This is a genomic window from Shewanella sedimentimangrovi (genome assembly GCF_017354965.1).
Taxonomy (GTDB): Bacteria; Pseudomonadota; Gammaproteobacteria; order Enterobacterales; family Shewanellaceae; genus Shewanella; species Shewanella cyperi.
Genome location: NZ_CP071502.1, coordinates 929,387 through 951,694 on the forward strand (window position 1 = coordinate 929,387; position 22,308 = coordinate 951,694).

At 57.4% G+C, this 22,308-nt stretch carries 22 protein-coding genes and 1 tRNA gene; 9 read left to right on the top strand and 14 right to left on the bottom strand.

The features are described 5' to 3' along the window. Nucleotides 1–40 precede the first annotated feature (40 nt). The gene (gene glnE, locus JYB85_RS03850) at nucleotides 41–2,839 is read left to right on the top strand and encodes a bifunctional [glutamate--ammonia ligase]-adenylyl-L-tyrosine phosphorylase/[glutamate--ammonia-ligase] adenylyltransferase (RefSeq protein ID WP_228730254.1); all 2,799 of its coding nucleotides are present in this window, start codon (nucleotides 41–43) and stop codon (nucleotides 2,837–2,839) included. Here the strand turns inward: glnE and JYB85_RS03855 are convergent. Further along, nucleotides 2,836–3,717, bottom strand: a complete 882-nt coding sequence (locus JYB85_RS03855) for a LysR substrate-binding domain-containing protein (RefSeq protein ID WP_207381141.1) — start codon at nucleotides 3,715–3,717, stop codon at nucleotides 2,836–2,838. The genes glnE and JYB85_RS03855 overlap by 4 nt on opposite strands. Before the next feature lie 213 nt (nucleotides 3,718–3,930). Here JYB85_RS03855 and JYB85_RS03860 point away from each other — a divergent pair, with 213 nt between their 5' ends. Continuing rightward, nucleotides 3,931–5,319 (top strand): amidohydrolase family protein, encoded by a 1,389-nt coding sequence (locus JYB85_RS03860; protein ID WP_207381142.1) that lies wholly within the window; start codon nucleotides 3,931–3,933, stop codon nucleotides 5,317–5,319. Here JYB85_RS03860 and zapE read toward each other — a convergent pair. Further along, nucleotides 5,316–6,479, bottom strand: coding sequence for a cell division protein ZapE (gene zapE, locus JYB85_RS03865; protein WP_207381143.1), 1,164 nt, complete (start codon nucleotides 6,477–6,479; stop codon nucleotides 5,316–5,318). The two genes, JYB85_RS03860 and zapE, sit on opposite strands and share 4 nt — an antisense overlap. A 132-nt stretch (nucleotides 6,480–6,611) precedes the next feature. Here zapE and JYB85_RS03870 point away from each other — a divergent pair, with 132 nt between their 5' ends. Continuing rightward, nucleotides 6,612–7,178 carry a DUF6942 family protein gene (locus JYB85_RS03870; protein ID WP_207381144.1) on the top strand — a complete coding sequence of 189 codons (567 nt, stop codon included), beginning with the start codon at nucleotides 6,612–6,614 and terminating at the stop codon, nucleotides 7,176–7,178. Here the strand turns inward: JYB85_RS03870 and JYB85_RS03875 are convergent. The 4 genes from JYB85_RS03875 to JYB85_RS03890 are packed head-to-tail and all read right to left on the bottom strand — an operon-like array spanning nucleotide 7,120 to nucleotide 9,948. After that, a complete protein-coding gene (locus tag JYB85_RS03875; protein ID WP_228730191.1) occupies nucleotides 7,120–7,650 on the bottom strand; it encodes a hypothetical protein in 531 nt (176 codons plus the stop codon). The two genes, JYB85_RS03870 and JYB85_RS03875, sit on opposite strands and share 59 nt — an antisense overlap. A 7-nt stretch (nucleotides 7,651–7,657) precedes the next feature. Next, the gene (locus JYB85_RS03880; RefSeq protein ID WP_228730192.1) at nucleotides 7,658–8,452 is read right to left on the bottom strand and encodes an FAD:protein FMN transferase; all 795 of its coding nucleotides are present in this window, start codon (nucleotides 8,450–8,452) and stop codon (nucleotides 7,658–7,660) included. Next, nucleotides 8,449–9,000: an FMN-binding protein gene (locus JYB85_RS03885; RefSeq protein WP_207381145.1), complete on the bottom strand. Its 552-nt coding sequence runs from the start codon at nucleotides 8,998–9,000 to the stop codon at nucleotides 8,449–8,451. Before JYB85_RS03885 ends, JYB85_RS03880 begins: the two co-directional genes overlap by 4 nt. A gap of 48 nt (nucleotides 9,001–9,048) precedes the next feature. After that, nucleotides 9,049–9,948, bottom strand: a complete 900-nt coding sequence (locus JYB85_RS03890; RefSeq protein ID WP_207381146.1) for a DUF6662 family protein — start codon at nucleotides 9,946–9,948, stop codon at nucleotides 9,049–9,051. Between the two features lie 202 nt (nucleotides 9,949–10,150). Here JYB85_RS03890 and JYB85_RS03895 point away from each other — a divergent pair, with 202 nt between their 5' ends. Further along, nucleotides 10,151–11,524, top strand: a complete 1,374-nt coding sequence (locus JYB85_RS03895) for a class II fumarate hydratase (RefSeq protein ID WP_207381147.1) — start codon at nucleotides 10,151–10,153, stop codon at nucleotides 11,522–11,524. A gap of 70 nt (nucleotides 11,525–11,594) precedes the next feature. Here the strand turns inward: JYB85_RS03895 and JYB85_RS03900 are convergent, their stop codons facing one another. The 7 genes from JYB85_RS03900 to rpsU form a co-directional block, all read right to left on the bottom strand. Further along, nucleotides 11,595–12,257: a hypothetical protein gene (locus JYB85_RS03900; protein ID WP_207381148.1), complete on the bottom strand. Its 663-nt coding sequence runs from the start codon at nucleotides 12,255–12,257 to the stop codon at nucleotides 11,595–11,597. A 12-nt stretch (nucleotides 12,258–12,269) separates the two neighbouring features. After that, nucleotides 12,270–12,641 (bottom strand): hypothetical protein, encoded by a 372-nt coding sequence (locus tag JYB85_RS03905; protein ID WP_207381149.1) that lies wholly within the window; start codon nucleotides 12,639–12,641, stop codon nucleotides 12,270–12,272. A 200-nt stretch (nucleotides 12,642–12,841) separates the two neighbouring features. Then, nucleotides 12,842–12,918 (bottom strand) — tRNA-Ile (locus JYB85_RS03910). Nucleotides 12,919–13,130: 212 nt separating this feature from the next. Beyond that, nucleotides 13,131–14,981, bottom strand: coding sequence for an RNA polymerase sigma factor RpoD (gene rpoD, locus JYB85_RS03915; RefSeq protein WP_207381150.1), 1,851 nt, complete (start codon nucleotides 14,979–14,981; stop codon nucleotides 13,131–13,133). Between the two features lie 124 nt (nucleotides 14,982–15,105). Then, nucleotides 15,106–16,833: a DNA primase gene (gene dnaG, locus JYB85_RS03920; RefSeq protein WP_207381151.1), complete on the bottom strand. Its 1,728-nt coding sequence runs from the start codon at nucleotides 16,831–16,833 to the stop codon at nucleotides 15,106–15,108. 81 nt (nucleotides 16,834–16,914) lie between these two features. Next, nucleotides 16,915–17,358 carry a GatB/YqeY domain-containing protein gene (locus JYB85_RS03925; protein WP_207322115.1) on the bottom strand — a complete coding sequence of 148 codons (444 nt, stop codon included), beginning with the start codon at nucleotides 17,356–17,358 and terminating at the stop codon, nucleotides 16,915–16,917. Between the two features lie 6 nt (nucleotides 17,359–17,364). Continuing rightward, on the bottom strand, nucleotides 17,365–17,580 hold the full coding sequence (rpsU, locus tag JYB85_RS03930) for a 30S ribosomal protein S21 (protein WP_006080725.1): 216 nt from the start codon (nucleotides 17,578–17,580) through the stop codon (nucleotides 17,365–17,367). 211 nt (nucleotides 17,581–17,791) lie between these two features. Here rpsU and tsaD point away from each other — a divergent pair, with 211 nt between their 5' ends. After that, nucleotides 17,792–18,805: a tRNA (adenosine(37)-N6)-threonylcarbamoyltransferase complex transferase subunit TsaD gene (gene tsaD / locus JYB85_RS03935; protein WP_207322116.1), complete on the top strand. Its 1,014-nt coding sequence runs from the start codon at nucleotides 17,792–17,794 to the stop codon at nucleotides 18,803–18,805. A gap of 81 nt (nucleotides 18,806–18,886) precedes the next feature. On the opposite strand, the gene plsY is transcribed toward tsaD, so the two are convergent. Further along, a complete protein-coding gene (gene plsY, locus JYB85_RS03940) occupies nucleotides 18,887–19,462 on the bottom strand; it encodes a glycerol-3-phosphate 1-O-acyltransferase PlsY (protein ID WP_207323084.1) in 576 nt (191 codons plus the stop codon). A gap of 301 nt (nucleotides 19,463–19,763) precedes the next feature. Between plsY and folB the strand changes: the two genes are divergently transcribed. From folB to JYB85_RS03960, 4 genes are read left to right on the top strand one after another with little or no spacing between them, the layout of a single operon-like run. After that, nucleotides 19,764–20,117: a dihydroneopterin aldolase gene (gene folB / locus JYB85_RS03945; RefSeq protein ID WP_207381152.1), complete on the top strand. Its 354-nt coding sequence runs from the start codon at nucleotides 19,764–19,766 to the stop codon at nucleotides 20,115–20,117. A gap of 40 nt (nucleotides 20,118–20,157) precedes the next feature. Next, nucleotides 20,158–20,646: a 2-amino-4-hydroxy-6-hydroxymethyldihydropteridine diphosphokinase gene (gene folK / locus JYB85_RS03950; RefSeq protein WP_207381153.1), complete on the top strand. Its 489-nt coding sequence runs from the start codon at nucleotides 20,158–20,160 to the stop codon at nucleotides 20,644–20,646. Between the two features lie 15 nt (nucleotides 20,647–20,661). Then, complete coding sequence (locus JYB85_RS03955; protein ID WP_207381154.1) at nucleotides 20,662–21,462, top strand: undecaprenyl-diphosphate phosphatase; 801 nt, start codon at nucleotides 20,662–20,664, stop codon at nucleotides 21,460–21,462. An 8-nt stretch (nucleotides 21,463–21,470) separates the two neighbouring features. After that, nucleotides 21,471–22,295, top strand: coding sequence for a putative RNA methyltransferase (locus JYB85_RS03960; RefSeq protein WP_207381155.1), 825 nt, complete (start codon nucleotides 21,471–21,473; stop codon nucleotides 22,293–22,295). The last annotated feature ends 13 nt before the right edge of the window (nucleotides 22,296–22,308 follow it).

Genomic DNA, 22,308 nt, shown 5'->3' on the forward strand with positions numbered 1-22,308 from the left:
GCCCCCGCCAACCGCCATCAGGGATGCCGCCGTAATACCCATGGAGCGTCTGCAGGAGATCTGGGGCGAAGGCTTGGCAGCCTTGACTGCCGAGCAGCGGCTGGAGCTGGAAACCGTGCTCGGGCTCAGCGATTTTATTGCCCGGGAACTGTGCCGCCATCCCGAGTGGATCCCCGACTACTTTGCCGGTCAGCTGGAAAAAGTAGAACGCAGTGAGTTCGACAAGCAACTGCACCAGGATTTGACCAATGTCCGCAGTGAAGACGAAGCCAAGGCTGTGCTGCGCCAATTCCGCAATCGGCACATGGTGCGCCTGGCCTGGCGTGATTTTCTCGGTTACAGCGAACTGGAAGAATCCTTGCTGGACATTTCGGCCCTGGCGGAGGCGCTGATCGTCGCCGCCCGTGATTGGCTGTACCAGGACATGTGTCAGAGCCTGGGCACTCCGGTGGACGGCAATGGCCGGCCCCAGACGCTGATGATCCTCGGTATGGGCAAGCTCGGTGGCCGGGAGCTGAATTTCTCCTCCGACATCGACCTTATCTTCACCTTCCCCGAACACGGCGAAACCCAGGGAGGCCGTCGCAGCCTCGACAACCAACAGTTTTTTATCCGCATGGGCCAGCGCTTGGTGAACCTGCTAAACCAGGTGACAGTGGATGGCTTCGTGTTCCGGGTCGATATGCGCCTGCGCCCCTACGGCGAAAGCGGTCCCCTGGTGGTCAGCTTCAGCGCCCTGGAAGATTACTACCAGGAGCAGGGCCGGGACTGGGAACGTTATGCCATGGTCAAGGCCCGTGCCCTCGGCCCCTGGAGCAGCGACAGCGACGAGCTGCACAGCCTGCTGCGGCCCTTTGTGTACCGCCGTTATATCGACTTTTCCGCCATTGAATCCCTGCGGCGCATGAAACAGCTTATCGCCCAGGAGGTTCGCCGCCGTCAGCTCAAGGACAATATCAAGCTCGGCGCCGGCGGCATCCGTGAGGTGGAGTTCGTGGTGCAATCCTTCCAGCTTATTCGCGGCGGCCGGGAGCCGGCGCTGCGCACTCAGAGCTTGTTTGGTGCCATAGACACCCTCTACAGCCTGGGCCAGTTGGAATACCTGGCGGTGGATGAGCTCAAGCACAGCTATCTGCTGCTGCGGCGGGTGGAAAACCTGCTGCAGGCCATAGATGACAAGCAAACCCAAACCCTGCCGGACAACCCGCTGGACTGGCAGCGACTGTGCTATGCCATGGAGCTGGCCAACGAAATCGATCTGCGTACCCATCTGGAAGCGGCCATGGGCAAGATCCATCGCCATTTCCGCGCCACAGTCGGCGGCGAAGAAGGGGACGATAATCAGGAGCACTGGACCCACCAATTCTGGAATGTGCAACAGGACGATCACGCCGAGGCCCTGCTCAGGGATCAGCAAATCGATGACCCGGACTTCTGGCCCCTGCTCAGCGCCTGGCGCGACACAGTGAGTCGCCGCTCCATCGGTCCCCGCGGCCGCGAGACCCTCGACAAGTTGATGCCGCGGCTGCTGGCGGAGCTGGTGGCCATGCCCCAGCCCTCCAAGGCGTTCAAGCCGGTGTTCGGGGTGGTGGAGCAGGTGCTGACCCGCACCACCTACCTGGAGCTGCTGTGCGAAAATCCCGGCGCCCGGGCCCAGCTGGTGAGCCTGTGCTGCGCCAGTCCCTGGATTGCCACCCAGCTGGCACGTTTCCCCATGCTGCTGGATGAACTTATCGATCCGGCCCAGCTGTACGACACCACCTCCCTGGATGACTATGGCAGCGAGTTGCGCCAGTACCTGCTGCGGGTACCCGAAGAGGACATGGAACAGCAGATGGAGGCACTTCGGCAATTTAAGTTGTCGCAGCAGCTGAAAATCGCCAGCGCCGATGTCACAGGTGTGTTGCCTATCATGCAGGTCAGCGATCACCTGACCTTTTTGGCCGAGGCCATAATCGAGCAGGTGGTACACCAGGCCTGGCAACAGGTGTCGGCCCGCCATGGGATCCCGGAACACCTGACACCGGGGCAGATGGGCTTTGCCGTGGTGGGTTACGGCAAGCTTGGCGGTATTGAGCTGGGTTATGGTTCGGATCTCGACCTGGTGTTCCTGCACAACTACCAGGGCAGCGGCATGACCAATGGCGATAAACCGATTGAGATCAGCCACTTCTATTTGAAACTGGCCCAGCGCATTCTGCACCTGTTCTCCACCCGCACCACCTCAGGCGAGCTGTACGAGGTGGACATGCGCCTGCGCCCCTCCGGCGCCTCCGGCCTGCTGGTGAGCGAGATTGAACGCTTCGGCGAATACCAGCGCGATGAGGCCTGGACCTGGGAGCATCAGGCCCTGGTGCGTTCACGCTTTGTGTTCGGCGACAACCCGCTGGCGGTGCGCTTCAGCGCCATCCGCGCCGAGGTGCTGGCCAAGGTGCGTGACGCCGACAAGCTCAAGGCCGAGGTGCGCGATATGCGCACCAAGATGCGTGATCACCTGCTGAAGGTGGACAGCGGCATGTTTGACCTCAAGCAGAGCGCCGGCGGCATTGCCGACATAGAATTTATCGCCCAGTACCTGGTGCTGGCCAACAGTCACAACTGGCCGGAAATGGCGGTGTGGAGCGACAATGTACGCATCTTCCAGACCGCCGCCGAACTGGAGCTGCTGGAGCTGCCGGTGGCCCAGCACCTGACCCAGGCCTATTGCACCTTAAGGGATGAAAACCACAGGTTGACCCTGGCCGGTCAGGCCGGGCAACTGCCGCTGGATCAGGTGGAAGACCATGTGGAGCGGGTCTGCGCCATTTACGAGGCCGTGCTCGGCGCAGGGGCGATCTAAGCGGCGCTTTCTGCCATCAGCAGGTCACAATGGTGCTGGATTTCCCGGACCAGGAACTGCAATTCGGGCCCGGCGACGGGGGCCAGATGCAAGGCCAGCTCCATGGGCAAGGCCGGGGGTAGGGCTTGCACCTCGTGATGTAGCCCGGGTCTGAGCAGGCGGGCCGGCAGCAGGCTGACACCCAGGCCGGCCGCCACGGCACACAGCACCCCTTCGAGGGAGTTGCTGCTGTAGGTCAGTTGCCAGGGGATGCCGGCCTCATCCAACAGCTGGCCCATTTCATTGCGATACAGCCCCCCCGGTGGAAAAGACACCAGGGGCAAGGGCTGCCCACTGTCAAACTGCCAGCCCTTGGCCGCCATCCAGCACAGGGGTTCGGGCCAGCTGGCCCGGGCGCTGTGCTCAGCCTGGCGCTGCTTTATCAACACCAGATCCAATTCTCCTTCCCTGAATCCCTGGTACAGGGGCTTACTGAGCCCTGAGCTGAGCTCCAGTCGCAGATCCGGATACTGTGCTCGCAAAGCCAGCAGAACCGGCATCAGGGTATCACCGGCAAAGTCTTCGGCAACCCCGAGCCGCAGCAGGCGTTGACGCTGCATAGTGCTGCCGGCCTCCAACATCAGCGCCAGGATGTTTCTGGCATAACTCAGAAGACGCTCGCCCTCCGGTGTTGGCACTGCATAGCGGCCCTTGCGGTTGAGCAGCTCATAGCCCATCTGCTGCTCAAGCCGTTTAAGCTGCTGACTGACGGTGGACTGGGTCAGGTGGGTGGCCGCCGCAGCGCGGGTGAAACTGCCGCTGTCGGCCACGGCCACAAAGGCGCGCAGCAATACGGGATCCAAAAGTCCCTGGTTCGCGGGAGAGGCCGGGTCTGTCATAGAGTTGAGTCTGTTTTCGGTTTAAGTCGTAGTGGAAAATCCACTGATGATTATTTCTTTATTTAATTTCTAAATCAATTTGTCCGCCCCTAGACTGGGTTGATTACAACAATATTCCCAAAAGGACCCAAGCCCATGCCCCTGCTCAAGCTCGCTTCTCCTCATCCCGGATCGCACCCAAGCCTTGTTTCCGCACTCTGCCTGGCCTTGTGCTTGGCTGCACCACTTCAGGCCGAGACCCTGAAACTGACCCATTTCCAGCTGGTGGACGTGGAGCAGGGACGGGTGCTGCAGGGCAGGCAAATGCTGATTGAAGATGGCCGCATAGTGCGTATCGCCCCGGCAACCGAGGTGCTGGTGGCGGACAGCAGTCGGGATCTGGGGGGCCGGTACCTGATGCCGTCGCTGTGGGATATGCATGTGCACTTCGAGGGCCGGGAGCTGGTGGAGGACAATGCACTGTTGCTGCCCCTGTACCTTGCCTACGGCATCACGGCGGTGCGGGAAGCAGCCAGCGATCTCGCTCCCGAGGTCATGGTGTGGCGCAAGCAAATCGCCGATGGTGAGCGTGTGGGGCCACGCATTTTCTCCGCCGGGCAAAAATTTGAGGGCATAGACTCCCTTTGGAATGGCGATCTGGAAGTAGGCGATGATGCGGCCATGGCGCGCGGTATGGACAAGCTCACTGCCATGGGGGTGGATTTTATCAAGATCACCGAAAACACATTACAACCGGAACTCTATCTGAAAACCGTGGCCGAGGCGCGTCGCCGTGGCTACCGGGTATCGAGCCACATTCCCTATGGCGTCTCTGTGGCCGAGGCCGCGAATGCCGGGCTGTCGAGCATAGAGCATCTGTCCTATGTGCTGCGCCTTGGGCATCAGGATGAGCCGGAGATAGCGGCATCGGTGCGCTCCGGCCCCCTGGAAGCCAAGGAGGCTGCGGCCCGTTACCGTGATGGTTTTCAGCAACCGCTGGCCGACAAGGGCTACCGCATGCTCGCCGCCCAAGGCGTGGCCGTGACCCCAACCCTGATAGGCGGCTATCAGCTGGCCAACCTCGACGCTACCGACCACAGTACCGACGGCTTTTTGCGTTATCTGACCTCGGCCTTCACCGACAAATACAGTTGGCGCATTGAGCGCATGGGCGAGCAAACGCCGGCCCAATGGCAGGCCCGAAAACAGAAGTATCAGGATGAAGCCGCCCAGTTACCCAGGTTGGACGCGGCCGGGGTGATGTTGCTGGCGGGCAGTGATTCGGCGGCGCTCAATACCTATGTGTACCCGGCTGAGGGGCTGCACAGCGAGCTGCAACTGTGGCAGCAGGCGGGATTGAGTCCGGCGAGAATTTTGCGCGCCGCCACCCTCGACGGCGCCAGATTTATGGGACTGGAAAAGGATTATGGCAGCATAGCCGAGGGCAAGCGGGCGGATCTCTTGCTGCTGCGTGCCAACCCCTTGGCGGACATCAGCGCCACCATGCAGATAGAGGCGTTAATCCAGGGGGGCGAATACCATGACAGGGCGCAGCTGGACACCTGGCTGGGCAATGCAGCCGCTGCGGTGCAGATCCTCAATACCGGCCGCCGGGGGATTTAACCCGGCCAGTCGGCGCGCAGCATCTGCTGCAGCCGGCTGTGGGTGCGGCGAAATTCGAAACTCAGGGCGCCCTGGCAATACAACTCGGTCAATGGCACCCGGGTGTGCAGATACAGTTGTTTACCCTGGTCATAAAATTCGTCCACCAGGGCGATAAAGCGCCGGGCGGCATCGTCTTCCGGCGCATAGCTGAGAATGCGCTCGCCTGTGGCCGTGGCCTCGACCCCATCCTCGGTGCCGCGGGCGCGGATCCAGCCCCTGGGCTCGCCGCCAAGGCGCGGCACATCGCTGAGCACCAGCAAGTCAAACTGCTCTGCCAGCGCCATGTAATCGAGCTGGGATCTGGGCCCTTCACACAGGGCGTTAAAGCTGAACCAGGCCCGTCCGGCCCCGGCGCGGACCGCGGCTATGGGCCGTCCCAACACCTGCACCTCAAGTGTTTTCTCCCTCTTTTCACTGAGCAAGGTATCACTGAACAAGGCCTCGAAAGCGGGCTCCCCCCCCTGTTGCCAGCGCGGCAGCGGGCCGTGGGGAGTATCCGCTGCCATCACCCTTAGCCTGTGATCCCGCCCGCCATCGAGATGAATCGACTCCAGTTGCTGTTCCAGCAGGGCAATGGCGGGCAGGAAGCGCTCCCGCTGCAGCCCGTTCTCATACAGCCTGGGGATGGGGGTATTGGAGGTCGCCACCAGCAGCACACCCTGCTCGAACAGGGCCTCGCACAGGCGCCCGAGTATGATGGCATCCCCTATGTCCGAGACAAAAAACTCATCGAAGCAGAGCACCTTACAGTCTTTGGCCAGCTCCCGCGCCAGGTGCTTAAGGGGATCCCTGACGCCGCTGAGCAGGTTCAGTTCCCTGTGGATGCGGGCCATAAAACGGTGAAAGTGCAGTCTGAGGCTGGGGACGGTACCTAGGGAGGCGTGAAACAGGTCCATCAGCAAGGTCTTGCCGCGGCCCACATCGCCCCAGAGATAGAGACCGCAGCCGCACTCGCCCGCATTGAGCCCATCAAAGCGCTGCTGCAGTGCCGCCAGCGCCGCCTGCTGGGCGGGATCAAAATCCAGCGCCAGCTGTTGGCACAACTGGTGATAGCGCCCGTAGGGCGAGTTGGCATCTAAGGGAGAGTTGGCATCAAAGGCGTGGCTGCTGTCCGGCATCTGCTTGGCAATAAGGTAAACAAGGCCGTCAGTATACCAGCCCGGCTGCAGTCCTTGGAGTCTTGCCGCGGATCTCCTATGCTGGTGGCCATTTCAGTCCCGCATACCGGGATGTTTGGCGAGGTAGAAGGCATGAGTGGGGAAAACACGCCCGTGGGCCTGGGCGATGGCAATTATCAATTTGGCGTCTGCATAGGCAACAGGCCGCCCTTTATGGGCTTGCAGCAGCTGGATAGTTGCCGTCCCCTGGTGGCGGGTGAAATCAAGGCCATAGGGGATGCCTGTGGCAATGGCTGGCGCAAGGTGTTCAATGTCTACGCCAAACTGCTGTGGGCCATGAAGCAAGCGGGATTGGCGCAAGAGCCGCCGCTGGCCCGGCTAGAGGAATTTTCGGAATGGCAGCAGTACCGGGATGCTCTGTTGCTGCAACCGGGCTCGGGGACGGCGCTGCTGTTTGAGCCCCCCGCAACCCTTGATGACGGGCGAGTACACCTCATCATGGGCCGCACCTGGGCCAAGCAGTTACTGGACGTGGGACGGCTGCTGGCCGAGCTGGACTGGCTTAATCCTGAGTTTGCCATCGACCGCCACCAACGCCTGATTGTCTGCCCCTACTTCGATTACCGCCAGCTGTCGAATATCAAGATAGAATTTCTGGTGTCTCTGCTGGCCGAGGGATTCGATTGGTCCGGTGCCTGACAGACTGCCTGTGTTTGGCCGCTTCTATGGTTGCCCGCCTGACCCTGATGCCATGGTGCCAGTGCCAGAGGAACAGCAGCAGCAGCACGTTCCCCAGGCCTGAGTGCAGCAGGCTGGCGTAAAGTTGCCAATCTTCGTCGCCAAGGTAATAGAGTCCAAGCCCCGTCAGCGCCAGCAACAGCAGTGACAACGCCAGGGTCAGTCCGCTGCGGTGGTTCTCGCGCCGACGCCAACCGGCGCGGATATGCACCTGCCACAGGGCGCCGAGCAGCAGCAGCAGGCCGTAGGCCGCCAGCATATGGCTCACCACTATGGGTTGGCGCCAGCCATGACCGAGCTGGATACCCACATCCAGCTCCAGTTTGAATTCCGCAACCCAGGGCAGCATGGCCAGGCCCGACAAGCCCACCAACGCCATGGCGCCAATCAGTAAATAGAAAAATCCGTTGGGATAACCATTGAGCCTTTTCATTCTGTCCTCAATCAAAATCGACCAGGGTGCCACCAAGCTCCGCCAGCAGTTCCGGGCCTCTGTGCCAGGCTGCAACCTTGGTCAGGGCATCGGCACGCCAGGCAAAGCGGGCGGCGACACTCAGCATGCGCTCGCCATTGGTGGTCACATCGCTCAGCAGCAGTGATGGAAAGCTGGGATCGGCAGCGCCGCCGAGGCGTGAACTGGCGATGGCCATGTTTTCCAATGCCATGGGGGCACTCAAGCCATCGCAGCGCCTTTGCCGTAGTGCCAGGCGCATATCACCGAAGACCCGGATATCACCGCCGGCATTGACGCTGCCGCTTCGAACGCCTTGCGCCTTGAGTGCCTTGACCGCCAGATCCACCGCGTAGCCCTTGGCTATGCCATCCAGGGTCAAGAGCACGGGGCGGGCCAGCCTGGCGCCTTGGGGGCCAAGTTCAATATCCCGCCAACTGCCGAGGGTCAAAAAATCCCGGGCCTTGTGCCTTGGCAGGGCGCCACACTCCACCAAAGACCCACCGACCGTGACGTTGAATTTATCCTCTGTCCGCTGCCCCAGGGCTCTGGCCAGGCGCAGAATACGCAGGCCGTGGCGCCCCATGGGCTGCCATTGCCCGGGATGGGCGTTGAGCCTGGAAAGCTCGCTGTCCGGGCGATGGAAGCTGAGGCTACCGTCTATCTGCGCCATCACCGCAAAAGCCGCCCCGAAGGCGGCCTGTGCCTTGGTACCGTCATCGCACCTGATGCTGATTTCCACCAGGGTGCCCAGCAAGGGCCGGGCGCGGCGTTGCAGTGTCATGCGTCTTTGGCAAGGTAAAGCTGTTGTATGGTCAGCAGGCGTTTGACCCCATCGAGCAGGTTACGACAGCTCAGGGTGGCACCGCTGATGTTGCTGACGTCTTCATCGAGCTTGAAGGGTTGCCCCAGGTGCTTGCCCTTGAACTGATCGCGCCAGGCCTGTTCCCGCACCTGACCACCGTGGGTCTCACGATAGCTGAGCACTTCCATTCCCAGCACCTCTCCCCCGGGGCTGATGCCGACCGCATAGGTGATGTATTCGTGCTTGCCTATGACGTCATCGACGATAAACCAGCCACGGAATTCGCCGTTTTCCTCCACCCGCCAAATGGGTTGTTGATCCTGACGCTGGCGGGTGCCGGCCTTGTGCTTGATCTCGTCCTTGGCATCACCGTTAAACAGGGTGGGGCGCTCGATAAATTGCGCCTGGGGTGAGAACAGCAGCTGCTGGGCCTGGGGAATACTCAGGTAATCGGCAGCAACCGCGGGGGCGGCCACCAGAGCCATGGGGACGAACCACAGGCTGTTGTTGAACAGATTGTCTGACATGGAGAGCTCCTCAAAAATGGCGGGCATGGGGCCATGCCCGCCGCGGCATCAGAAGTTGAAGGCCACTTTCAGGCGGATTTCCTGCTCGGTTTTCTCGATCAGGTGCAGATCCGTATCCTGACCATCGAACTGCTCGCCGCCACCGGCCAGCTGTGGCAACCAGGTCAGGGTTGCCCACCAGTTGGCGCTGCCGTAGTGCAGGGAAGGACCTGCAAACCAGGACCAGCGCTCCTGGCCCACTTCGGTTTCAAATTCGGTTTCGTACAGCACTTCGGCGCTGACAAACCAGTTGGGGGCGAAACGGTAGCTCAGGCCGGTACCGAACTTGAGTTCGATTTCCATTTCAGGATCCGTTGGCCAATCAAAGTCTTCCGGCAGGTTATTGATGGCGGCGCGATCGGCATAGGTGGCTTCAACAGCCATGTTGCCAACCCAAACCAGCTCACCTTCGAGCATGTACTTCTGGGTTTGCAGTCCCATTTCCAGTGACAGTGTGTCCTTGTCGTAGCCCGAGTGCTTGTCGACCCAGTCATAGTCCAGCGACAGGGTGGCCTGCAGGCCCAGATCATCCTTGGCGGGGCTGAGGAACATGTAGGCCATGCCGAGCTCTGCACCCGAGGTCTTGAAACCTACATCCTTGTCGCCGGGCAGGTAACCGTCAACGCTCAACCCCTTGGCATCCAGGGACATGAATTTGGCTGAGGCGGACACGGAGAACTTGTCGCTGTAGCCGTATTCCAGCTCGGTTTCGTAATCAATGCCCTGATAGCTGCCGACGCTCTTGCCATCGCGTACCGTGACCTTTTGGTACAGCTCTACCGCATCCTTGGGCAGGGACTCAGCCCCTTTTACATAACCGAACAGGTCTTCACCGGCTTGGGCATTTTGCACCAGGGAGCCTGCTGCCAGCATTGCCAACGCACTGAGTTTTAACGAAGTTGTTTTCATTATTTCCTTTTCCCCATCTTGGAATATCAGTTTGATGGCGCGAATTGTATAGATAACTAAATCTAAATGCAAATCACTATCATTAAGATCATTGAATATCTCATAAGGCTGTGGCAGGGAAGGGGGCGGGAGCCCCGAGCCTGAACTAACATGGGTAGAAGAAGCCTGGGTTGGCCGGGCTCAGGCATCAGGAATCTGTGTGATGGAAACCCGAATTGAACGCGACAGCATGGGTCAGGTCGCCGTGCCGAAAGAGGCACTTTATGGTGCCCAGACCCAGAGGGCGGTGGATAACTTTCCCATCAGCGGCACGCCCATGCCAAAGGCTTTTATTCAGTCGCTGTTGCAGATAAAGGCCGCTGCGGCGAGGGCCAATGCCCACCTGGGCGTAATGGCCCCGGATTGCGCCCATGCCATTGCCGAAGCCGCCCTGTCCCTGACCCGCAATGACAGGCTGATGCAGCACTTCCCGGTGGACGTATTCCAGACGGGTTCGGGCACCAGCAGTAATATGAACGCCAACGAGGTACTGGCCAGTTTGGCGGCCATAGGTCTGGGGCGCCCCGTCAGCGCCAACGATGAGGTCAACCAAAGCCAGAGCAGCAATGATGTGATCCCAAGCTGCATTCATGTGTCAGCCGCCAAGGCTTTGGCAATCGAGCTGTTGCCGGCGCTGGGGCAGCTTAAATCCAGCATTCGGACCAAGGCCGCCGGTCTGTCCGGTTCAATCAAAACCGGCCGCACCCATTTGATGGATGCCATGCCGGTGCGCCTGAGCCAGAGCCTGGAGACCTGGGCCAGTCAGTTGGATGCCCAGGCGATGCAACTCCAATCCCATTTGCAGGCGGTGCAACATTTGCCCCAGGGTGGCACGGCCGTGGGTACCGGGGTTAATGCGCCCCCAGGCTTTTCCCGGACCTTTTGCGATGAGCTGAACCTTATCACAGGCCTGGGCTTTCAACCGGCCGCCAATCTGTTTACCTATATCGCCAGTCAGGACGCGGCTGTGGCCTTGTCGGGTCAGCTCAAGTCCCTGGCGGTGACCCTGATGAAAATTGCCAATGACCTGCGCTGGATGAACTCCGGCCCCCTGTCCGGTCTTGGGGAAATACGCTTGCCGGCGCTGCAACCCGGCTCTTCCATCATGCCGGGCAAGGTGAATCCTGTGATCCCCGAGGCGGTGGCCATGGTCGGGGCCCAGGTGATAGGCAATGATGCCTGCATCACGGTTGCCGGTCAGTCCGGCAACTTCGAGCTCAATGTAATGCTGCCCGTTATAGCCCATAACCTGCTGTCCAGTCTGCAACTCTTGAGCAAGGCCATGGTGACGCTGGCCGACAAGGCCATTGCCGGTTTCGAGGTCTGTGATGACAGATTGGCGCGGGATCTGGCCCGTAATCCGATTTTGGTGACGGCACTCAATCCCGTCATCGGTTACGCCAAGTCGGCGGAGATTGCCAAACGGGCCTATGCCGAGGGCAGACCGATACTGGAAGTGGCAGCGGAAATGACCGACATGGAGAAGGAAGAGCTGGTGCGATTGCTGGATCCCGCCCGCCTCACGGGACAGGAGTAAATACAGAAAGCAAAAACGCCTGCAGAAGCAGGCGTTTTTGGCTGGAATAATATTGTTCGTCCCTCACGGACTATTGTCGTTTGGCGAGCTTAGCTGTTAGCTTGGTGATGCGTTTTTCGTAGTCGTCAGACCATCCTTGTTCTAGAGCTTTCTGCGAAAGTTCCAGTGCCCCCTCAAGATCACCTTCTTTTTCAAGGATGATAGCAAGTTGTTTGTAACCTGTATGTGAAGGCAGAATTTGAGGTTCATCATAATAGGGATGTGTCATACCCGTTAATTTATGAAGCCGTTTTAATTCTTTCGGTTTTTCGGGATAACGAAATTTTTTGACTAATTTACTAGAAATAGATATCTGCAATAAGCAAAGCTCTTTGGCCTTTTCATAATGAGCTTGGTCATTCCGCAAGGGGTAATGATATTTAATTAAACCATCTAGGGCTAAGTGAATATCTATGTAATTTCGCCTAGGCTGGCTAAGAGCCTCTTTTACCGCTTGCTCGGTTTTGTCCCTAATGATGCCTTTAGCATCATCTTTTGCCACACACGCTAAGACGTTAAGTAAACAGCATTTATCGGTGTCACCATACGATTTTCCTACCAGCTTTGCATAGAGATAACGCTCTTCAGACGGATAACCCATTGGCTGATAGTCACGTGATATTTGCTCACGTTGAGCTGGCGTTAGTGCCGTGTTCCACCATTCCTTTAGGTCGTAATATTCCAATATGTCCATACAGTCACTCGATTACTTTATTGAGCTTTGAGTGTTGATAGTCATATTCGTTGGCGCGTGGGTTTCTGCAAAGTTCACCACAACACCATTTCTAAGCAAAATATCCAGTGTATGAGTCGTGAAGTCGGATGTGGTTTTCATCGTAAAGGCTTGGGCAGATGCGATGCCCTCTGTGTAACTGTAAATCCACTTTACGTCTGTTTCGTTGATGACAGTTTTTACTTGTGGCTGACCAAAGAGGTTAACTAAATCTGCCTCTGCTGTTTTGCCCTTTGCTATCTTTGCCACCTGCTCCGAACTGAAATTGGTTCCTACGTTCATGTTAGATGTGTAGGTGCAAGCCGATAGCGTTATTAGCGCTGCAAATATCCCTATAATTTTCATGTTAGTCCTTAGATGTTCAGTTTAGGAATCGCCACCACTTCACAAGCGGTTAAATGCATACTCTTTGACCGATACTTTATTGAGGAGGTTTGGGGAAGGCAACAAGATCTTTTCTAATGCGAGTTTGAACACTACAGCACCCAGTATCCCAGAAAGGACAAAGGCTTAGTCAACGTAGTTAACTAAGCCTTTGAAGAATATGGTGGCCCCTCACGGACTTGAACCGTGGACCTAACGATTATGAGTCGTGTGCTCTAACCAACTGAGCTAAGGGGCCGGTGCTTTTTGGATGTGACTCCACTCAAGCGGGTTGCAGTATACGAAGTTTGTCAGCGCTTGTCACCCGTGAATATCGGCAAAATTTCACTCTGAATGTTCAAGTGGTTATCTGTTAATCAACTGGATTTACACAGTCAGCTGGAGGGAAAGGGCAGTGGCAACGAGGCCAAAGAAAAAGCCGCCCTTGGGCGGCTTTTTCTTTGGCTGGAATTACTCGTCCAGGAAGGACTTGAGTATTTCCGAGCGGCTTGGGTGGCGCAGCTTGCGCAGGGCCTTGGCTTCAATCTGACGAATACGCTCACGGGTCACATCGAACTGCTTGCCCACTTCCTCAAGGGTGTGGTCTGTGTTCATGTCGATACCGAAACGCATACGCAGCACCTTGGCTTCACGGGCGGTCAGGCCGGCGAGCACTTCGTGGGTGGCCTGCTTCAGGCTTTCGCTGGTGGCGCTGTCCAGTGGCAGTTCGAGGGTGGTGTCCTCGATAAAGTCACCCAGATGCGAATCTTCATCGTCACCGATTGGGGTTTCCATGGAGATAGGCTCTTTGGCTATCTTCAGCACCTTGCGGATCTTGTCTTCCGGCATCATCATGCGCTCGGCCAGTTCTTCCGGAGACGGCTCTCGGCCCATTTCCTGCAGCATTTGGCGGCTGATGCGATTGAGCTTGTTGATGGTCTCAATCATGTGCACCGGAATACGAATGGTGCGGGCCTGATCCGCTATGGAGCGGGTGATGGCCTGACGGATCCACCAGGTCGCATAGGTGGAGAACTTGTAACCACGACGGTATTCGAACTTATCCACGGCCTTCATCAGGCCTATGTTGCCTTCCTGGATCAGGTCAAGGAATTGCAAGCCGCGGTTGGTGTACTTCTTGGCGATGGAGATCACCAGACGCAGGTTGGCTTCCACCATTTCCTTCTTGGCACGGCGGGCCTTGGCCTCACCAATGCTCATGCGACGGTTGATGTCCTTGATGGCGGCAATGGACAGGCCGGTTTCGCCCTCAATGGACTCCAGCTTGCTGCGGCAGCGCAGTACGTCATCTTCCACCATTTTCAGATCGCCCGAGTAAGCGCGACCGGCGTCGATTTCTTTGTTGAACCAGGTCAGATCGGTTTCATTGCCGGTGAACAGCTTGACGAAGTTCTTCTTCGGCATCTTGGCCTGTTCGACACACAGCTTCATGATCAGACGTTCCTGAACGCGGACGCGGTCCATCATTTCGCGCATGCTCTTGACCAGACGGTCGAACTGCTTGGGTACCAGGCGGAATTCCTTGAAGATTTCACCCAGCTCAAACAGCGCCTTGGTGGCTTCAGGGTGTTCGCGACCCTTGATGTCTATGACCTTGAGGGCGGTTTCGTAGGCGTTACGCAGGGCGCTGAAACGCTCGCGGGCTTCCTCGGGATCCGGTCCCTTGGCGCCATCATCGTCGCTGTCGCCACCTTCTTCGTCCTCGTCCTCATCATCCACATCGTCTTCATCTTCCAGCTCATCTTCGGACAGATCTGAACCTATGTGGGTCGCGGTGGGGGCAACATCGTCTTCATCCGGATTCACAAAGCCGGAGATGATATCTGACAGACGCAGGCCATCGGCCTCGTACTGGTCGAATTGTTCCAGGATCATGGCGATGGCCTGGGGATATTCGGCCACCGAGCTTTGTACCGTGTTGATACCTTCCTCGATGCGCTTGGCGATCACGATTTCGCCTTCGCGGGTCAGCAGTTCCACTGTGCCCATTTCACGCATGTACATGCGCACGGGATCCGTGGTGCGACCAAGCTCGCTCTCCACCGTCGCCAGGGCAGCCGCTGCTTCTTCGGCCGCATCTTCGTCGGTGTTGTCTTCCGACATCATCATTTCATCGGCATCCGGCGCTTCTTCGTATACGCGGATACCCATGTCATTGATCATCTGGATAATATCTTCGATCTGGTCGGAATCGACCATATCTGCAGGCAAGTGGTCATTCACTTCTGCATAGGTTAAGTAACCTTGCTCTTTACCTTTGGCGAGCAACAATTTGAGTTGCGACTGCGGAGTATGATCCATAGATATCATCCAAGTTGGGTAACTGTTACAACGACGGACGGCGCCCCACGGGCGACGTCGCGCAAATCGTCAATTATAGCCATCTGCCTAAGGCTGTGCCAGAGTTTGAAGCTGGTTTTTTGTTTCACTTCAAGCCCTTCATCACAGTGATAAGCTTTTGGAGTTGCAGCTTTTCTTCCCTGGTCAGGTCGGGTTTCATGCTCAACTCCTGGTAGCGCTGTTCTATATATTGGTTGTTCAACCAAATCAGCGCTTTTCGGAATTCCTGCTGCAAGTTCTCGTCTGCTACCTGATGTTCCCACTGGGCCAGTTTTTTCAGGGGATTCCAGTGTTCGCTCTCCCTGAACTGCTCAAGCAGCTGTGCGCTGTTAATGGCTTGCGGCCGGGTCAATTCCAACAGCAGGTTAAGTAATTCTATACCTGCCATCTTAAGGTGCTCCAACGCCGGTTGCTTGGGTAAACCCTGTCCCAACGCCGGATGCTGGACCAAGAGGGCAATGGCCAACCTAAGCGGTGTACCACGGCCCTTGAGGCCCTTTTGACCCAGTGCCTGCGAAGCCGGCTTGGTTTGCAAACCAAGCTTTTTCTTCAGATCCTCACTGCTGTTCATGCCCAGTTTGTGGGCCAGATCTTCCAGCAGCAGATTGGCAAGCACTGTGTCTTTAATCTTTTCAATCAGGGCCATGGCCTGTTTGGCCAGGTTACCCTTGTCGGCGCCGTATTTTTCCGTGAGGGTGGCAAACAGATAATCCTGCAGCGATTGTGCCTGGGCTATCTGTTCCTCAAAGGCGTCTTTTCCTATCTTGCGTACCAGTGAATCGGGATCTTCTCCCTGATCCAAAAACATAAACTTGACGCTGTCGCCGGGTTTGAGCAGCGGCAGGGCGGTATCCAATGCCCGCCAGGCGGCCTCGAAACCGGCCTTGTCACCGTCGTAGCAACAAACCACTTCCTTGGCGCTGCGCAGTAACAACTGAAACTGCTCCGCCGTGGTGGAGGTGCCCAGTGACGCCACCGCATAGTCGAGTCCGAACTGGGCCAGAGCCACCACGTCCATATAACCTTCGACTATCAAAACCCGCTGAGGGTCCCGGTGTTTTTGTTTCAATTCATAAAGGCCGTAAAGCTCATTGCCCTTATGGAAAATCGGGGTTTCCGGCGAATTGAGGTACTTGGGTGTGCCATCCCCCAATACCCGACCACCAAAACCTATGACCCGACCGCGGCGATCGCGGATGGGAAACATCAGCCGATCGCGGAAGCGGTCGTAGCGTTTGCCGCCGTCATTCTCAATCAGCATGCCGGCAGTGAGCAACTTGTCCAGGGCGTCCTGGTTCTGGCGATAGCGACCAAGCAGACCGTCCCAGCCTTCGGGGGCAAAGCCGATACCGAAGTTGTCTATCACCTCTTTGGATAGACCGCGAAACGCCAGATAGTCTTCCACTTTTTGCCTGTCGGCGTGTTGACGAAGCTGTGTTTGGTAATGCCTGGCGGCCTCTTCCATCAATTGGTAGAGATCCCGGCTCAAACCTTCGTCCCGTCGTGGTCCCTTACCCTGCTCGCGGGGCACATCCAGGCCCAGCTGGCCGGCCAGTTCTTCTATGGCATCAACAAATTCAAGCCGTTCGTATTCCATGACAAAGTCGATGGCATTGCCATGGGCGCCACAGCCGAAGCAATGGTAGAACTGCTTGTCGCGACTGACGGTAAAGGAGGGTGATTTTTCGCTATGAAAAGGACAACAGGCCGAGTAATTTTTACCCGCCTTTTTCAAGGGCACCTTGCGGTCGATTAACTCGACTATGTCGGTGCGGGCTATCAGATCATTGATGAAATCACGGGGTATTGCCATCAGGTTGCCAAATTACGCCGGTCGATCAATAAAACAAACAAGCCGCGCAGATGCACGGCTTGTTCATACACTGTGAACCTATTACTGCAGTTTGGCACGAATTCGGGGGCCTATGGCTCCCAAATCTGCGCGTCCTTGCACCTTCGGCTTCAGTGCTCCCATTACTTTGCCCATGTCCGCGATAGAGGCGGCACCGACTTCAGCGATAGTGGCGTCGATCAGCGAGGCAATTTCTTCCTCGGTGAGCGGTGTTGGCAGGAAAGCTTCAATGACCTTGATTTCCGCTGCTTCCACCTCAGCCAAATCGCTGCGACCCGCTGCCTCATATTGGGCTATGGAGTCGCGGCGCTGCTTGACCATCTTGGTCAGTACAGCCAGTACTTGCTCATCGGTCAGAGTTTCGCGGGTATCCACTTCAATCTGCTTGATGGCGGCAAGGGCCAGACGAATAGTGCCCAGGCGAGCCTTGTCTTTAGCGACAAGTGCCTGTTTCATTTCGTCTTTAAGCTGTTCTGTCAGGCTCATACGGGATTAGTATAAACGTACGCGACGTGCGTTTTCGCGAGAAAGCTTCTTGGCCAGACGCTTAACTGCAGCGGCCTTGGCGCGCTTACGGGCAGTAGTTGGCTTCTCGTAGAATTCACGAGCACGCACGTCAGCCAGGATACCTGCTTTTTCACAAGAGCGCTTGAAACGACGCAGAGCTACGTCGAATGGTTCGTTTTCACGTACTTTAATAATTGGCATACGCCATCACCCCTTAGGTGTAGATTTGTATTGACTCGGATAAGGTTGGTCGACCCATCCTCGCCAAGAGGATTTAAAATGGTGCGGAATTTTACACTGACCGCTTAGACATTGTAAACCCCAAAACGAGATTCATGCCTCACTTTGGCTGGTCAAGCGCGGCGGTGACGGGTAGAATTGGCCGCCTTGCCAGAGGAGATAAAGAGAAACGATGCGGGTTCTGGGTATTGAGACTTCCTGTGACGAAACGGGAATAGCCATATATGACGATCAACTGGGATTGCTGTCGCACACCTTGTACAGCCAGGTGAAACTGCACGCCGATTACGGCGGTGTGGTGCCGGAGCTGGCCTCCAGGGATCATGTGCGCAAAATTGTGCCGCTTATCCGTGAGGCGCTGAAAAACGCCGACACCCGTATCGAAGATCTCGATGGCATCTGCTTTACCAAGGGGCCGGGTCTTATCGGTGCCCTGTTGGTGGGTGCCTGTGTTGGCCGTGCCCTGGCCTATGCCTGGAACCTGCCGGCGGTGGGCGTGCACCACATGGAAGGCCATTTGCTCGCGCCCATGTTGGAAGACGAGGCGCCTGAGTTTCCCTTTGTGGCACTGCTGGTGTCCGGCGGTCACTCCATGTTGGTGAAGGTGGATGGCATTGGCCAGTATGAAGTGCTGGGCGAGTCCATTGATGATGCCGCCGGTGAAGCCTTCGATAAAACCGCCAAGCTGATGGGCCTGGATTATCCCGGTGGCCCAAGACTGGCCAAGCTGGCCGCCTCTGGACTGCCGTCTCACTATAAATTTCCCCGTCCCATGACCGACAGGCCGGGACTGGATTTCAGCTTTTCAGGCCTCAAGACCTTTGTGGCCAACACCATAGCCGCCGAGCCCGATGATCCGCAGACCCGCGCCAATATCGCCCGCGCCTTTGAAGAAGCCGTGGTGGATACCCTGGCCATCAAGTGTCGCCGCGCCCTGGAGCAGACGGGGTACAAGCGTCTGGTGATTGCCGGTGGTGTGAGCGCCAACCTGAGACTGAGGGCCGGGCTGGCCGAGCTGATGCAAAAACTCGGTGGCAAGGTGTACTACCCCAGGGGTGAATTCTGCACCGATAACGGTGCCATGATTGCCTATGCGGGTCTGCAGCGACTCAAGGCCGGTCAGGTGGAAGATCTCGCGGTCAAGGGCCAACCCCGCTGGCCCCTGGACAGCCTGCCTGCGGTCTGATTGGCTTGAAATAAAAAACGGCGCCTTGGCGCCGTTTTTTATTGGAATTTTTATTGCTTGCAATCAATTGCTTGAAAGCAATCAGCTGCGGCGTTTACGGGACACCTTGCTTTCTTCACCCCGCAGCAGCCGCTGAATGTTGTCCTTGTGGCGGATGACAATCAGGGTCGACAGCATGGCAACCGGCAGAGTAAACCTGTCGTCCAGCCACCAGGTATAGATGGGAGCCAGAAATGCCGTCAGCAGCGCCGCCAGCGAGGAATAACGGCTGATAAATACCAGCACCAGCCAGGTGATCACCAGCAAGATTGCCAGGGTGCCACCAATTGGGGCTATGGCACCGAAGGCGGTGGCTACGCCCTTGCCGCCCTTGAAACCAAAGAATATGGGGAAAATATGTCCCAGGCACGCGGCGATGGCGATCACCCCCAGCCAAACGGATTCTATGCCGAGCTTATAGGCCACCCAGCTGGGAATGGCGCCCTTGAGCATATCGAATAACAGTACCATGGCAGCGGAGCTGGCGCCGCCGATACGCAACACGTTGGTGGCGCCGGGATTCCCTGAGCCCTGGCTGCGCGGATCCGGCAATCCCCGCAGGCGACAGACCAAGATAGCACTGGACACTGAGCCTGCCAGGTAGGCCGTGACTATCATCAGAGCAATCAGTGCAATTTCGCTGGTCAAATTGGTTTCCTTACACGTCTTGGGGTATTATCGCGGCCTGTTGGAGCGGGGGCTGCATTCCCGGGTTCGGCCTGGAACTGAGACCTTGAACCGCTTCGCAAATCGCCGGCGACGCCTTAACGGAGTGCCGGGCGGTAAATCTTATCCTTCAAGGCCTTATCCTAACTGGCTTGGGCCCTGATCGAAAGCTCAATTAATCGATTGTGAGCCCATGCGCCGCCGATTATACCGGCTTTGTGTGCCACAGCTTATCTGACCTCAGGAGACACAGATGGATAAAGTGCTGATCCGCGAGTTGCGAATAGACACAGTCATAGGCATCTACGACTGGGAAAAGCAGATCCACCAGAGTCTGTTGTTGGATTTGGATATGGCCTGGGATAACCGTTTACCCGGCAGCACAGATGATTACCGCCATGCCCTATGCTACGAAACAGTCTCCAAGCGCATCGTCGAGCTGGTGACGGCCCAGCCCATCGAACTTATCGAGACGGTGGCCGAGATGACGGCCAATTGTCTGATGACAGAGTTTGGGGTGCTGTGGGTCAAGGTGCGGGTGATGAAACCCGGCGCCGTGCCCTCGGCCAGCGCCGTTGGGGTTGAAATCGAACGCGGCCATTGCTGATGCCGCGGCGTTTTGGCTGCAACAGGGGACAGAAATACTGATGGCAAGGATTTATATCAGCGTCGGCAGCAACATCAATCCACAGCACTATGTGCGTGAGGCACGGCGCCTGCTGGCCGAGGTTTTCGGCGAGCTTAGCCTGTCGCCCGTATATGAAAGTGAAGCGGTTGGCTTTGACGGCGGCCACTTCCTTAATCTGGTGATAGGGGCTGACACAGAGCTTGATGTCGCCCAGGTGGTGGCCCAATGCAAACGCATTGAGCTGGAGCAGGGCCGGGATCCGCAGGCGCGCAAATTCAGCTCCCGCACCCTGGATCTGGACCTCTTGCTCTATGACAGCCAAATCTGTCTGCAACCGGTGGAACTGCCACGGGCCGAGATAGTCAAAAACGCATTCGTGCTTTGGCCGTTGGCGGACCTGGCCCCCGAAACCCTGCATCCCCTCACCGGACTGAGTTTTGCTACCATGTGGCAGGCATTTGATAAACAAAGCCAAAAATTGTGGCCGATAGACTTTAACTGGAACTGATCCCCAAGGAATTTCATGGATACCCTACAGGTTATTATTCTTGCCCTTATCCAGGGCCTGACCGAGTTTTTGCCGATTTCCAGCTCAGCCCACCTGATACTGCCGGCGCAGCTCCTGGGCTGGGAGGATCAGGGCCTGTCTTATGATGTGGCGGTCAACACCGGCTCCTTGCTGGCCGTGGTGATCTATTTCCGTCACGAGCTGCTGGCCATGGCCAAGGCCTGGACCCAGAGCATCTTCAAGCGTGAACTGTGTGCCGAAAGCAAGCTCGCATGGTGGATTATTCTCGCCACCCTGCCGGCGATTTTTTTCGGTTTCGCTTTCAAGGACTTTGTCGCCACCCATTTGCGCAGCGTTGGTGTTATTGCCGTGACGACCGTGGTCTTTGGCCTGCTGCTCTGGTGGGCCGATAAAATGGGACCCAGGCAGTTGAACGAGTACCAATCCGGTTGGCGCAAGGCCCTGTTTATCGGTTTTGCCCAGGCACTGGCCCTGATCCCGGGGACTTCGCGCTCCGGTATTACCATGACCGCCGGCTTGATGATGGGACTGACCCGTGAAGCGGCGGCGCGTTTCTCTTTCCTGATGTCGGTGCCCGTCAGTCTTGGTGCCGCCGTACTGGTCACCAGGGATTTGGTCAGGAGTCCTGACGCCATAGACATGCAGGCCCTGGTGCTGGGCACGGCCATCTCCTTTGTATCGGCCTATGCCTGTATCCACTATTTTCTGAAAATCATCAGCCGCATGGGGATGACCCCCTTTGTGATCTATCGCCTGGCGCTGGGCGCCGTGTTGTGTGGCTTTATTTTCCTGTGAGTGAATCCATGACCAGTCTGTTCCGATGCCCCCTCTGCGCTCAGCCATTGCATGCCCATCAGGCATCGGGCGGCTGGTATTGCGATGGCAAACACCATTTCGACAAGCGTGAGCCGGGCTTCTGGGGTTTTGCCAAGCCCGCCAAGGGCAAGGTCCAGGGCGACAGCCGCGCCGAGCTGAGGGCAAAGCACTTCCTGTTGGAGTCAGGCATTTTAATGCCCGCCATCAAGGCATTGGCCGAGACGGTTACCGGGTTGGCGGGAGCCGATGGCACCCTCAGGGCATTGGATTTCGATTGTGGTGACGGCTATTTCAGCCGAGCCCTGGCCGCTGCTTTGCCCGAGACCCTGACGCTGGACCTGCAGGCGGTGACCGAGGCTGAAAATGCGGCCTTTGCCGCCGCCAAGGCCAAGGGGCCGGCCGGGATAAGCTATGCCTCCCTCAAGTCCTTACCCTATGCCGATGGTGCCTTCGATATGTTGTGGCTGATGGACAAGGCCCTCAAAGGCAAGGATGGCTTAAGGGTATTGAAGCAGGGCGGTTTGCTGGTGAATCTGGCCCAGGGGCCAAGGCACCTGTGGCAACTGAGGCAATACATTTATGGTGATCTGAGTGAAAAGCCCTTCGTGACCAATGTGCCCGCCGGGATGACGCTGGTGAGCGAGCGAGCCGTCAGCTTCAATCTGGCTCTCAAGCCCGAGGCGGCTTTGGTATTGCTGGAAATGACGCCCTATGCCTGGCGCCTCAAGGATGCCATGCGTCATCAAATATTACGGGGAGATTTTTCGGCTTTGGAACTGGATTACCGGATAGTGGTGGCACAAAAAGCCTGACTCTGGCAACAAA